Source organism: Pseudomonas sp. P179 (assembly GCF_000478485.2).
GTDB lineage: Bacteria > Pseudomonadota > Gammaproteobacteria > Pseudomonadales > Pseudomonadaceae > Pseudomonas > Pseudomonas aeruginosa.
Genome location: NZ_KI517354.1, coordinates 298,689 through 310,353, shown reverse-complemented (window position 1 = coordinate 310,353; position 11,665 = coordinate 298,689). Strand labels below are relative to the sequence as shown.

Sequence of the window (11,665 nt, the reverse complement as noted above, 5' to 3'; positions counted from 1 at the left end):
AAGAACCTGGTCAACGCGATTGCGGAGTCACCTGTTTCCGGTAGTATGAGTTCGCAGCTCGGGGCAGTGGGGGACTTGGGTCGGCTGGGTGGGGGTGCAAAAGGAACTACTCCCACTGTAACTGCCGAAGGGCGTATTGGTAACTCTGTATTTACCGACGTTAACCAAACTGCCAGGCCTGCCGCTCAAGCGAATCCCAATCAGCCGACTTTGATTGCGGACCGAGTGGATGCAAAGATTGCGGCTAATGGAAAACCTCACCCGAATGGAAATATGGCGGATGCTCATGCCGAAATTGGAGTTATTCAGCAAGCATATAATGCAGGGAAAACCACTGGTGCAGATATGGCCTTGAAGGTTGAAGGTAAAGCTGTTTGCAGCTATTGCCGTGGTGATATCGCGGCAGCGGCAGAAAAGGCTGGTTTGAACTCTCTACAGATAAACGAAGTGACTACAGGAAAAACTCTATATTGGAAGCCTGGTATGCGGTCTTTGAGGGAGCTTGAATGATGGCTGCTTTCTCGCTGTCTTGGGTTTTTGGCGTGGGTGCTCAAGCTAAGGGGGGAAGGAATAGATTTCCCTCTTGGGATGATGTCCTCTCTTGTCTAGAGCTAATCAGAGAAGGTAAAGGTTCGGTCACTCTTGAACTTGCTTCCAAGACGGCTGTGGGGCCGCAGTCGCTACAAGTACAGTCTGAAGGCGGAAAGTATGTCGTCTCTTTGGGGGAAGACGATGGGGTGGACTATATTGTTCGATCTTATAGAAATTTAAAGCTGCAAGGCATACCCTTCGAAGTGTTGGGGGATGTTTGGGATGGCGTCTTGATATGCGATGAATTTTCTATACTGAAAAATATATTTGAAGAATTCTTCCTAACAGGTGACGTCAGTAAGGAGCTTCTCAATTAAGATTTTTTCTTAATAAAAACTCCAGCCAAGACCATAAAATGTGATAGCTATGACTTGATCTGACATTATTGTTGCTCGAAGAGAGCGAAAGACCATAAAGGGGACAGATTTATTTTCCCTACTCTAATTCTCTGAGCAGAGAGGCTCCAGTGCAGACACCGTAAGGAGGCTCCGCGATGCCCTAGGTAAGGACGATTGGTTTAGCGAGTTATTCGCTTTGAGTGGTTTGGCGTGGGCGGTTGCTGAAATTATAGTAGTAAAAATAAATCTGTCCCCTTTTTCCTTAGAGTCGGTTGAAATAACCGGTGCGAAGGTTTCCAATAAAATCACAGATGCTCGTTTCCCTGGGATTGTTGAGTACAGCTATCAGTTGCCTAGAACTAACACTAAGGGCGAATTTATTGGTGGGTATAAGTCTGTATCCACGAAAACGACTTACGACCCCAAAATTCTGCCAGATAGTAAAGTGGCTGATATGTCTAGTCGCGCGGCAGTCCAGGCGGAATCTGTATTCAAAGCCAATCCGGCCTTGAGGGAAACTAGTATCAAGGTTGATGGCTATTACTTCCAGGTGACACGTAACAGCAAGACTGGCGAAATAACAAATTCCTTCATCGCTATGCCTCCGAGGATAAAATGATGGCTTGTTTGTCTTGGCTTGAAAAGCTCAAGGAATCATTCGCTTCCACTGGTCTGGACTATGAAGACCTATACGAGATAATAGAGGCATCTATAACGAGGAAGAGGACTAACTTCCCTGCGTTTATAAATGAGGCTTCGAAGGGGGTTGGCTTCTCTGTGGGTGAGGGACATTTCTACTCTCTTGATCAGGACTGGGATGATCCTGAAGAGTTTAATGAGGTCAGTTTCTTTTTGGGGGAAGTGGAGACCTCAAGTATTCCACTGCTCGACTATGTTTTTTTGATGAAGATTGCAGCCGATGTTTATTCTGATTTCTTCCCCGAGGAGAGGGATAGTGTTCTAAGTTCGGCTAGAAAATTGGAGGAGCGTTACTCAAAGAGATTCCCGGTCTAGCCGGGGGTTCTTATTTCACTCTAGTAAAGGGGCGAATAAAGGGGTAGATTTATTTTCCCTGCTCTAATTCTCTGAGCAGGGAGGCTCCAGTGCAGACACCGTAAGGAGACTCCGCTATGCCTAGGCAGATGCGAGAGGTTTTACTGAACTATCCGCTTCACGTGGTTCAGTATGGGTAAGATCGGCAGTGGTATTATATAGTGGGGATGAGGAGTAAGCACTAGCCAGAACTAGAATAGGGAAAATAAATCTGTCCCCTTTTCCGATCGGGCTGGGTATGACGTTGAGCAGTTACCAAATATAAAGAAAAATTCAGCTAACCCCGACCTTAAGATAAATGGAGAGTTTGCAGATGTATTCTCTTCCAGAGCCAATAGTCCGGTTTCAGTGCTAATGACTGTGACTGAAAAAGTCGAGAAGCAGGCTCAGAATATTGTAGTGAATTTGGCTGATTCCCCATTGACCTTCAAGCAGATAGAAAATGCACTGAGCGTTAAGCCAGTCGATGGTTTGAAGAATTTGTATCTTCTGAAAGACGGTCAGTTTAAGGTTATTGAGGTTGGGCGATGAGCATAACAATGGCGCTTGAAATTCAAGTTGGAGCGACTCTGGAGAGTATAGCTAGCACTTTGTCGTCTTTGGGGGAGAGCGGCAGTCTGGGCGATACTAGATTGGACGCAAATTTCGAGAGTTCAGGTTGTCAGTTTTCGGTTCGTAGTTTGGAGCAGCCTGAGGGGGTCGTGGCTGAAGGATGCTCCATGAGCTGGAAAGTTGGTTTGAGAGGGGCGTTTCATTGTCGAGGAAGTAATCTTTCTGAAAGTTGGGTTGATATAAAGTTATTTCTTCAGGAGTTATCATTGAATATTGAATTTGGCTTTGTCTTATCTTTTCAATATGAAAGTATTTACGCTATTAGGGATTCTGATGGGTTGTCTTTTAAGAGAAGTATGATCGATTGAATGGCTGCAAAAGGGCCAAAAGCAACTGCAGTTCCCCAAAGCGAATAAAGGGGTCAGATTTGAATGGCACTTACTTAAGCGCTAAGCGACTGATTCAGAAAAGAAAGGCTGCTCTTGGTCTACGGTGATAGTTGCGAACACACACCGAGCCCAAGGAGCAGCCCAGATGGGCATAAAGGGGACAGATTTATTTTCCCTACTCTAATTCTCTGAGCAGGGAGGCTCCGACGCCGTAAGGAGGCTCCGCGAGGCCTAGGCAGAGGCGAGTGGTTTTACTGAACTATCCGCTTCACGTGGTTCAGTGTGAGTAAGATCGGCAGTGGTATACAGTGGGAATGAGAGATATAAACACTAGTCAAAATTAGAGTAGGAAAAATAAATATGTCCCCTTTTTTCGCTCCGGTTGCATGTGAGTACGTATCTAATGGTGAGCAATCCCCTCTTCTATAGAGACGTAATTTTCCGTAATTCTCAGTTCCTGCAGATGGGCCGCTAATGTATATATAGTCAAATCTGCAGTCGCGAGTTTTACTTGAGACGTATTTTGTCCTGATTTCCGTAATTGCTATCTGGCCACCGGCCTCAGGCCTTTCATAAGAATCCATTTTGCGCTGTTCTGCATAGTAATTACATAGTTCGCTAGGGGTTTTTATTTTTTTGTCTTCAGTGCCAACACCATGCCAGTAAATTTCCGCCGTTGCGGCTTGAGAGATAGATAGGAATGCAAGGAGTTGCAAGGTTTTCAGTTTGAATTGCATGGTTCGAAATAATTTCTCAGGGTTATGCGTTGAGTATCTGATAAACAAGATGAACATCCTCCGGCTCCAACCGATACAACTCCTCATCCGGTTCCATGCACAGCCGGCATCCGAGTCTCATATAAAAATCCACCGTGTTCTGCGACGGCGTAGCCGAAACGTAGAGCGCGCTGGCGCCGAGGTGGCGGGCCTGGGTGGCGGCGAGGTGGAAGAGGTGGGCGCCGAGGCCGCGGCGACGGTAGGCGTGGCTGAGGTGGAGGAACTTCAGTTGCAGCCAGTCGCGCTCGGGGCCGAGGCGGCGCGGGTCGAGGACTACCGCGCCGATCAGGCGGCCCTGGTCGAACAGGCCGAGGAACCAGCCGCCGCGGTCGAAGCAGTCGAGCAGGATCGGCGTGTAATGCTCGGCCTCGCCCTCCGGCCAGCCGCGCATGTCGTAGAACTCGGGGCGCAGCACCAGTTGGCCGGCCTCGACGGAATACAGGTGTTCGATCACTTCGCTGCGGTCGATCTCCCAGACCAGGGGGATTTCGTCGCGGCGCAGCAGGCGTTCTTCGGTCATCGTGGTTTCCTTGCGCTGAGGCCGTACATCAGCGGCAGGCGCGGACGATCGGCGGGCGGCAGCATGCGTCCGCCGCCGCCGTCGCGCATGCCGTCGAAGCCGGCCCAGCCGTTGGCGTAGGGGTATTCCTCCAGCCGTTCGAGTTGCAGGCCGGCGCCGAGCAGGGCGCCGATCACATCGGCCAGGCCCCACTGGAACTCGTAGCTGGGATGAGGGTTGCTGAAGTTCTCGACGCCGGCGCGGTAGCCGGAGGGCGCCAGGCTGGCGCCGGACTCGGCGACGTAGTCGCTGACGCCGCTCTCGGCGATCGGCTCGCGGCTGAAGTAGTCGTAGGCCGGTTGCCAGTGTGGGTCGAAGTACAGGGCGAAAGGGTGGAACTCCACCAGGACGAAGCGCCCGCCGGGAACCAGTACCTGGGCGATGCCGTCGGCCCAGCGCTTGAGGTCGGAGAGCCAGACCAGCGTGCCGTAGGAGGCGAAGACCCGCTCGAAGCGTTCGCCACGGGTGGCGGCGACGGGCAGCCAGCGGAGGATGTCGTCGCGCTGGAAGTCGGCGGCGATGCCGCTGTCGCGGGACAGCTGGCGGGCGAAGTCGATGGCGCTGTCGGCGATGTCGACCCCGGTGACGTGGGCGCCAAGGCGCGCCAGGCTCAGGCTGTCCTGTCCGGCGTTGCATTGCAGATGCAGCAGGCGCAGGCCGTCGAGATGGCCGAGCAGTTGCAGTTCCTCGGGATAGAGCGTGGAACCGCCGTTGCGGAAGAAGGCGGCCTGGTCGGCCTTGTGGCTGTTGTGCGCCCGGGTGGCGGCGTTCCACGACAGCCGGTTGGCCTCGTGCAGGTCGGATCGCATGGTTCGACTCCTTCCCTGGAGTGTGCCACCGCGCGGATGGCGGGTCCGGGGGGTTACATGTCCTTGATGCTGCGCACCTGGTCCTTGTTGACGCGGGTGCGCTTGCCGTCCAGTTGCTCCAGTTCGTAGAAGCCGGAACTACGATCATAGCGCGGGGTATCCACCGCCTGGATCTCGCGGCCATCGTTGAGGGTGACGATGGTCGGGGTGGAGCAGCCGGCCAGGACGGCGAATGCGGACGAGAGCAACAGGGCGGGCAGCAGACGGGAGGTCATCGGAATTTTCCTTCGGACGGTTTTCGAGGCGGCGGATTCTACTCCAGTCGCGGCGCAACCGCTCTAGCCTGGATCACAGCGGCAAATTTCCGCTGCGATCGTACGTCTCTTCCGGTGAACCGCCCGGATGGCGGCGCCTATTCGAAGGGAGATTCCATGTCTGCCGTTTCCACCTCGTTGTTGCTTTTCCTCAACCTGCTGACCCCGGCCCAGGCCGCCCAGCCCGTGCCGCTGGCCGATGGCCGCATCGAGATCGCTGCCGGCGAGAGCCGCCAGCGCTACCTCGACCTTGCCCCCGGCGAGTTGCAGTTGCTCGACCTGGAGGTCGACCGCGGCCGCGTCCGCCTGCGCGCCACCACGCCCGACGGCAAGGCGTTGCGCGCGACGGAGCTGGCCGGACGCCAGTCGCTCGGTCTGCAGGCCGGCGAGCGCCAGGGCCTGCGCCTGACCTTCAGCGCCGACGAAGACACCGCACTGACCCTGATCCCCACCCAGCGCCTCACCCCGCAGACCCCGGCGCTTGATTCGCCGGCGCCGCAGAGCCCGACCCTGCAACGCCTGCAGGCGGAGCTTGCGGAAAAGCGCCCCGGCGCGCTGAAGGCGTTCTGGAAGCAGGTAGCGAAGCAGGGCACGCCGCTGGTGGAGCCGCTGGATGCCGAACGTGTGCTGGTCACCTTCCTCTGGCGCCAGCAGCGTCCCGGCGACGTGCGCCTGCTGTGGCCGACCCCGGAGGTCAACACCCGCCGCTTCGAGGCCCTGGCCGGCAGCGACGTGCGCTACCTGAGCCTGCCGCTGCGCCGCGACGCGCGGGTTTCCTACCAGCTCAGCGCCGACCTGCCGGACCTGCAACAGGCCGATCGCGGCACCTTGCGCCTGGCGTTGCAGGCGGCGGCGCGGCCGGACCCGCTGAGCCGTACGCCGTGGCTCAACAGCCGCGCGCTGCCGCGGGCCGAGCAGGCCTCGCTGGTGCAGCTCGGCGGCGCCCCTGCCGAGACCTGGGACCAGCCGCGCAAGGACGTGCCGCGCGGCAAGGTGGAGCGCCTCGGCTATACCAGCCAGGCCCTGGCCAACCAGCGCCAGCTGACGCTCTACACGCCGCCGGGCTACGATCCCGAGGGCCAGCGCTATCCGCTGCTGGTGCTGTTCGACGAGGACCACTACGCGCGCGACGTACCGACCCCGACCATCCTCGACAACCTGATCGCCGCCGGGCGTATCCGCCCGACCCTGGCGGTGATTGTCGGCAATGTCGACGCCAGCAGCCGGGGCCGCGAGCTGCCCTGCAACGAGGCCTTCGCCGACATGCTCGCCCACGAGCTGCTGCCCTGGTTGCAGCAGCGCTATGCATTGAGCGAGGAGCCTGCCGATCGCGTGCTTTCCGGTTCCAGCTACGGCGGGCTGGCCTCGGGCTGCATCGCCTACCGTTATCCGGAACGCTTCGGCAAGGTGCTGAGCCTGTCCGGCTCGTTCTGGTGGGGGCCGGACGAGCAGCAGCCGCAGTGGCTGGTACGGCAGTTCGCCGCTGGCGAGCGTTTGCCGCTGGTGTTCTTCCTCAGTTCCGGCCTGCTCGAGGAGCCCGAGGCGGACGGCATTCTCGGCAGCAACCGCAGCCTGCGCGCGGCGCTGCAAGGCAAGGGCTACCCGCTGCACTACCGTGAGTTCCCCGGCGGTCACGACTACGCGGCGTGGAGCCTGGAGCTTGCCGAAGGGTTGCAGGCCTTGTTGCCGGCGCATTGAGCCGGCTGGCTGGCGTGGGGCGGATAGCCGCTTGCGGTTATCCGCCGTGCCGCGGCCTAGAGGTGGGGGAAGGCTGTCCGGAGCGTGTCCGCAATGCCCACCGCGTTGCGGAATCGGAAAAAATCGTCCAGGGCCATTTGCCAGCGTCGGCGGATAGGGGACAATCGGCGTTCGCCTCAATCGAACGACAAGGATGTTCTCGATGCGCCGACTCTTGCGCCCGGTATTCTGCGCCGCGCTCTTCTGCCTGTACCCAGCGCTGGTCCAGGCTGCCGCCGAAAGCGAAATCCTCGGCCTGTTCCAGCGCTGGCAGGCCGCCCACGGGCAACGCAGCGGCAAGGCCCTGGAAGGGGTCTATGCGCCGCGCCTGGACTACTATGGCCGCGCGCAGACGCGCGAGCGCACCCTCTCCGCCAAGCAGGCCTTCTTCGCCCGCCATCCCGACTTCGAGCAGCGCATCGTCGCTGCGCCGCAGATCGTGCCGGGCGACCAGGAAGGCCGCTACGAGGTGCGCTTCGTCAAGCAGGTACGCCTCGACGGACGCCTGCGCAACTATCCGGGGCTGCTCCTGGCCGAGCGCGCCGGGCCGGGCGATACCTGGCGCTTCGTCGGCGAGAGCGACGAGATCACCCGCTACGCCGTCGACCCGCGGTACACCCCGCTGGCTCGCGGCCGCTTCGCCGGTACCGAGGCGGACTTCGCCTGGGTAGTGGCCCACGCGCCGAACAGCGCCGCCTTGTGCGACGAATACGAGGATTGCCGCTGCGACCTCTGGAGCGCCGACGCGCGCGTCCCGCCCAAGCCGCTGGGCAGTTGCACCGGCGCGGTGCTCAGCGTCCTCGGCGGCCTCGACGACAGCGGCCGCGAGCGCCTGCAACTGCTGCGTACCTGGTGGACCAGCACCTGGACCAAGTCGTCGCTGCTGGAAATCCGCGACGGCCAGTGGGTGCGGGTGCTGCCGGACATCTCCACCACCTGGGACGATGCCGAGGCCGAACTGGTGCTGTACAAGGCCGACCCGCAGCAGCCGGGCCGAGTGCTGGTGACCGAAACCGTGATGGACGACGAGGGCGACTGGAGCCACCGCACCCGCAGCGAGGCGCTGCGCCCCGTACCCTGACGCCGGCCCCTTGGGCTGGGCGGCGCCAGGCCGTACAATCGACGGCTTTATGGCGAGCGTCGCCGCAGTCCAGGTTCCCGCATGCGCATCCACGTCTCCTTCATCGACCGTGTCGGCATCACCCAGGAGGTGCTGGCGCTGCTGGGTGGGCGCAACCTGAACCTGGATGCGGTGGAAATGGTGCCGCCGAACGTCTACATCGACGCGCCGACCCTCAGTCCCGAAGTGCTGGAGGAACTGCGCGCAGCGCTGCTGGGCATCCGTGGCGTGCAGGCGATGACCGTGGTCGACATCCTTCCCGGCCAGCGCCGCCGCTTGCAGCTCGATGCGTTGCTGGCGGCGATGGCCGATCCGGTGCTGGCGGTGGACGGCAAGGGCCTGGTGCTGCTGGCCAACCCGGCCTTCAGCGAGCGCTGCGGACGCGACCCGGCCGGCGAGCGGCTGGCCAGCCTGTTCGACGATGAAACCCTGGAGGATGCGCTGGTCGAGCAGGGCTTCCGCCTGCCGCTGCGCGAAGTGACCTTCATGGGCCAGGCCCTGCTGCTCGATGCCACGCCGATCACCGAAGGGCCGGGCGAGGGCGAGCGGCACCTGGCCGGCGGCCTGTTGACCCTCTACGAACCGAACCGCATCGGCGAGCGCCTGGCGGCCTTGCACCATGACCATGCCGAGGGGTTCGAGATGCTCCTCGGCGATTCCCAGCCGATCCGCACCCTGAAGACCCGTGCGCAGCGCGTGGCGGCGCTCGACGCGCCGCTGCTGATCCACGGCGAGACCGGTACCGGCAAGGAACTGGTGGCGCGCGGCTGCCATGCCCTGAGTGCGCGGCACAACTCGCCGTTCCTGGCGCTGAACTGCGCGGCGTTGCCGGAGAACCTGGCCGAAAGCGAGCTGTTCGGCTACGCCCCCGGCGCCTTCACCGGCGCCCAGCGCGGCGGCAAGCCGGGCCTGCTGGAGCTGGCCCACCAGGGCACGGTGTTCCTCGACGAGATCGGCGAGATGTCCCCCTATCTGCAAGCCAAGCTGCTGCGCTTCCTCAGCGACGGCAGCTTCCGCCGGGTCGGCGGCGACCGCGAGGTGAGGGTCGACGTGCGGATCCTCAGCGCCACCCACCGCAACCTGGAGAAGATGGTCGCCGAGGGCAGCTTCCGCGAGGACCTGTTCTACCGCCTCAACGTGCTCAGCCTGGAAGTCCCGCCGCTGCGCGAGCGCGGCCACGACATCCTGCTGCTGGCGCGGCACTTCATGCAGCAGGCCTGTGCGCAGATCCAGCGCCCGGTGTGCCGGCTGGCACCGGGCACCTACCCGGCGCTGCTGAGCAACCGCTGGCCGGGCAACGTGCGCCAGTTGCAGAACGTGATCTTCCGCGCCGCTGCGATCTGCGAGAGCAGCCTGGTGGATATCGGCGACCTGGAGATCGCCGGCACCGCCGTGGCGCGGCAGAACGACGGCGAGGTGGGCAGCCTGGAGGAGGCGGTGGAGGGCTTCGAGAAAGCCCTGCTGGAGAAGCTCTACGTCAGCTATCCATCGACCCGCCAGTTGGCGGCGCGCCTGCAAACCTCGCACACCGCCATCGCCCACCGCCTGCGCAAGTACGGCATCGGTCCGCGCGCCTGAAGCGGGCTCAGCCCTCGCTGGAATACACCGGCTTGCCGGCGAACCAGGTCTTCAGCACCTTGGTTTCGCCCAGTTGCGTCTCCGGCACCTCGAACACGTCGCGGTCGAGGACGATGAAGTCCGCCTGCTTGCCCGGCTCCAGGCTGCCGATCCGGTGCTCCAGGCCGATGGTCCGCGCAGCGTTGCGGGTGTAGGCGTAGAACATGGTCTGGCGGTCCAGGCGTTCGCCGGCGTTGAGCACGCCCTGCGGGCCCTTGCGGGTCACCGCCTGCTGGATGGCCTTCCACGGCGACAGGCTGGACACCGGCCAGTCGCTGGCCCCGGCGATGGTCGCGCCCTTGCTCAGCAGGGAGTGCGCCGGGTACTGGTAGCGGTAGGCGAAGGCACTGATATAGGGCTTCATCAGGTCCACTGTGGTTTCGTCGGCGGCGGCCCAGTACAGCTGCATCGAGGCGATCACGCCAAGCGGCCTGAAGCGCTCGAACTCCTTGGGATTGACCAGTTGCAGGTGGGTAATCGAATGGGCGATGCCGCTGTCGCGGTCGCGCCGCGCCTGCTGCATGCCGTTCAGCGCCTCGCGCACCGCGCGGTCGCCGATGGCGTGGACGTGGACCAGCCAGCCGCGGGCGTCGGCGGCGCTGACCAGTTCGCCGAAGTGCGCCGGGTCGATCAGCAGTTCGCCCGTCTTCCTGCTGTTGCGGTAGGGCTCGAGGAGCGCGGCGGTCTGCGCCGGGTATTCCGGTACGCCGTCGGCGAACACCTTGATTCCCGGCAGGGTCAGGTTGGGGCTGCCGAGGAAGCGCTGGCGCACCTTGTCCAGCACCTCGAGGTCGGCCGGCCGGCTGCGTGGATTGGCGACCAGGAGGGCGGCGACGTGGGCACTGAGTTCGCCGCCCTTGGCCAGCCGCTGGTAGACCGGTAGCACGCCGACGGTGTTCTCGTCGGGCCTGAGGCTGAACAGGGCGTCGCCCGGCGAGCCATTGGCGGCCGGGTCCATCCATGCGGTCAGGCCCAGCGAGTTGCTGTAGCGCACCGCGCTGCGTCCGGCTTCTAGCATCTGTTCCGCGCTCGGCGCCGGCAGTACCGCGAGCACCGCGTCGAGACCGGCATCGGCGAGGAAGCCGTTGGGGGTGGCGTCGGCGTCGTGGCCGATGGTGTTGCGCTGTTCCTCGGGCAGGGCGCGGACCCGCGCGGCGTCGATGCCGGCGCGTTTCAGCATGGCGGCGTTGGCCCAGCCGGTGTGGTGGTCGCTACCGATGAAGGCCAGCGGCTGGTCGGCCCATTCGCCGTGGTCGAAGCGCGCGCGGAAGTCCTTGACCTGGCTCCAGTAGGCGGTATGCATGCCGCTGACATTGAGCATGTCGCCATGTCGCGCCTTGCCGTTGTCGCGCCAGGCGCGCAGGCGCCGTTCCAGTTCGTCGAGGCCGACCTGTTCGTTGCCCATGTCCGCGCCGGCCAGCTCCAGGCCGCCGAACACCGCGTGCGAATGGGTGTCGATCAGGCCGGGCATCAGGCGCTTGCCGCCGAGATCGACGACCTGGCTGTCGCCATCGGCCAGGGCGCGCAGCCCGGCCTCGTCGCCGACCGCGAGGATCCGCCCGTCCTCTACCGCCAGGGCCTCGGCGAAGGGTTGCTGCGGATTGGCGGTGAAGATCCTGGCGTTGACCACCAGCAGGTCGGCGGCGCCGAGGGCGTGCAGGGGGATGGCCAGGCAGGCGCCGGCGAGGAGGGTGGGAATCCGTTGCTTCATGGTGGTTTCCTTTGCTTCTTGGTCTTGTGTAGCGTGGCCCGGGCAAGGCGAGACTAGCCAAAGCGCCGGCCCGGCAGAACCGGGCGCGGCGCACAACAC

The 11,665-nt window shown here is 61.8% G+C and carries 13 protein-coding genes and 1 pseudogene; 9 read left to right on the top strand and 5 right to left on the bottom strand.

Going from position 1 to position 11,665, the window contains the following annotated elements:
- The 6 genes and pseudogenes from HMPREF1224_RS43925 to HMPREF1224_RS45245 form a co-directional block, all read left to right on the top strand.
- Positions 1–510, top strand: a pseudogene (locus tag HMPREF1224_RS43925) (hypothetical protein); the annotation flags it as partial.
- Positions 507–908 (top strand): DUF6911 family protein, encoded by a 402-nt coding sequence (locus tag HMPREF1224_RS45260; RefSeq protein WP_123822997.1) that lies wholly within the window; start codon positions 507–509, stop codon positions 906–908. The pseudogene HMPREF1224_RS43925 and the gene HMPREF1224_RS45260, both read left to right, overlap by 4 nt.
- A gap of 217 nt (positions 909–1,125) precedes the next feature.
- Positions 1,126–1,548 carry a CdiA family toxin C-terminal domain-containing protein gene (locus tag HMPREF1224_RS45255; RefSeq protein ID WP_123789292.1) on the top strand — a complete coding sequence of 141 codons (423 nt, stop codon included), beginning with the start codon at positions 1,126–1,128 and terminating at the stop codon, positions 1,546–1,548.
- The gene (locus HMPREF1224_RS0111840; protein WP_019396134.1) at positions 1,548–1,943 is read left to right on the top strand and encodes a hypothetical protein; all 396 of its coding nucleotides are present in this window, start codon (positions 1,548–1,550) and stop codon (positions 1,941–1,943) included. The genes HMPREF1224_RS45255 and HMPREF1224_RS0111840 overlap by 1 nt, the downstream gene beginning before the upstream one ends.
- 300 nt (positions 1,944–2,243) lie before the next feature.
- Complete coding sequence (locus HMPREF1224_RS45250) at positions 2,244–2,513, top strand: CdiA C-terminal domain-containing protein (protein WP_158222002.1); 270 nt, start codon at positions 2,244–2,246, stop codon at positions 2,511–2,513.
- 8 nt (positions 2,514–2,521) lie between these two features.
- On the top strand, positions 2,522–2,902 hold the full coding sequence (locus HMPREF1224_RS45245; RefSeq protein WP_123822996.1) for a hypothetical protein: 381 nt from the start codon (positions 2,522–2,524) through the stop codon (positions 2,900–2,902).
- 272 nt (positions 2,903–3,174) lie between these two features.
- On the opposite strand, the gene HMPREF1224_RS45240 is transcribed toward HMPREF1224_RS45245, so the two are convergent.
- Genes HMPREF1224_RS45240 through HMPREF1224_RS14125 form a run of 4 tightly spaced genes read right to left on the bottom strand, consistent with a single transcriptional unit; the run spans position 3,175 to position 5,342 of the window.
- A complete protein-coding gene (locus tag HMPREF1224_RS45240) occupies positions 3,175–3,660 on the bottom strand; it encodes a hypothetical protein (RefSeq protein WP_123822995.1) in 486 nt (161 codons plus the stop codon).
- 22 nt (positions 3,661–3,682) lie between these two features.
- The gene (locus HMPREF1224_RS14135) at positions 3,683–4,219 is read right to left on the bottom strand and encodes a GNAT family N-acetyltransferase (protein ID WP_003146784.1); all 537 of its coding nucleotides are present in this window, start codon (positions 4,217–4,219) and stop codon (positions 3,683–3,685) included.
- A complete protein-coding gene (locus HMPREF1224_RS14130; RefSeq protein WP_003146786.1) occupies positions 4,216–5,067 on the bottom strand; it encodes a class I SAM-dependent methyltransferase in 852 nt (283 codons plus the stop codon). Before HMPREF1224_RS14130 ends, HMPREF1224_RS14135 begins: the two co-directional genes overlap by 4 nt.
- A 53-nt stretch (positions 5,068–5,120) precedes the next feature.
- Positions 5,121–5,342 (bottom strand): YgdI/YgdR family lipoprotein, encoded by a 222-nt coding sequence (locus HMPREF1224_RS14125; protein ID WP_003089729.1) that lies wholly within the window; start codon positions 5,340–5,342, stop codon positions 5,121–5,123.
- Between the two features lie 156 nt (positions 5,343–5,498).
- On the opposite strand from HMPREF1224_RS14125, the gene HMPREF1224_RS14120 reads away from it, so the two are divergent.
- From HMPREF1224_RS14120 to HMPREF1224_RS14110, 3 genes are all read left to right on the top strand, one after another.
- Positions 5,499–7,079, top strand: a complete 1,581-nt coding sequence (locus HMPREF1224_RS14120) for an alpha/beta hydrolase (protein ID WP_003146788.1) — start codon at positions 5,499–5,501, stop codon at positions 7,077–7,079.
- Between the two features lie 202 nt (positions 7,080–7,281).
- Entirely contained in the window at positions 7,282–8,199 is a 918-nt protein-coding gene (locus HMPREF1224_RS14115) for a hypothetical protein (RefSeq protein WP_003122400.1), read from the top strand.
- Between the two features lie 81 nt (positions 8,200–8,280).
- Positions 8,281–9,816: a sigma-54-dependent transcriptional regulator gene (locus tag HMPREF1224_RS14110; protein ID WP_003105794.1), complete on the top strand. Its 1,536-nt coding sequence runs from the start codon at positions 8,281–8,283 to the stop codon at positions 9,814–9,816.
- Between the two features lie 7 nt (positions 9,817–9,823).
- Here the strand turns inward: HMPREF1224_RS14110 and HMPREF1224_RS14105 are convergent, their stop codons facing one another.
- The gene (locus HMPREF1224_RS14105; protein WP_003111567.1) at positions 9,824–11,566 is read right to left on the bottom strand and encodes an amidohydrolase; all 1,743 of its coding nucleotides are present in this window, start codon (positions 11,564–11,566) and stop codon (positions 9,824–9,826) included.
- Positions 11,567–11,665 lie beyond the last annotated feature (99 nt).

Bases quoted from the DNA above. Each gene is read 5' to 3' on its own strand.
- HMPREF1224_RS45245 (WP_123822996.1), top strand. From the start codon at position 2,522: ATGGCGCTTGAAATTCAAGTTGGAGCGACTCTGGAGAGTATAGCTAGC.
- HMPREF1224_RS0111840 (WP_019396134.1), top strand. From the start codon at position 1,548: ATGGCTTGTTTGTCTTGGCTTGAAAAGCTCAAGGAATCATTCGCTTCC.
- HMPREF1224_RS14115 (WP_003122400.1), top strand. From the start codon at position 7,282: ATGCGCCGACTCTTGCGCCCGGTATTCTGCGCCGCGCTCTTCTGCCTG.
- HMPREF1224_RS14130 (WP_003146786.1), bottom strand. From the start codon at position 5,067: ATGCGATCCGACCTGCACGAGGCCAACCGGCTGTCGTGGAACGCCGCC.
- HMPREF1224_RS14120 (WP_003146788.1), top strand. From the start codon at position 5,499: ATGTCTGCCGTTTCCACCTCGTTGTTGCTTTTCCTCAACCTGCTGACC.
- HMPREF1224_RS45240 (WP_123822995.1), bottom strand. From the start codon at position 3,660: ATGCAATTCAAACTGAAAACCTTGCAACTCCTTGCATTCCTATCTATC.
- HMPREF1224_RS14125 (WP_003089729.1), bottom strand. From the start codon at position 5,342: ATGACCTCCCGTCTGCTGCCCGCCCTGTTGCTCTCGTCCGCATTCGCC.
- HMPREF1224_RS14110 (WP_003105794.1), top strand. From the start codon at position 8,281: ATGCGCATCCACGTCTCCTTCATCGACCGTGTCGGCATCACCCAGGAG.
- HMPREF1224_RS14105 (WP_003111567.1), bottom strand. From the start codon at position 11,566: ATGAAGCAACGGATTCCCACCCTCCTCGCCGGCGCCTGCCTGGCCATC.
- HMPREF1224_RS14135 (WP_003146784.1), bottom strand. From the start codon at position 4,219: ATGACCGAAGAACGCCTGCTGCGCCGCGACGAAATCCCCCTGGTCTGG.
- HMPREF1224_RS45260 (WP_123822997.1), top strand. From the start codon at position 507: ATGATGGCTGCTTTCTCGCTGTCTTGGGTTTTTGGCGTGGGTGCTCAA.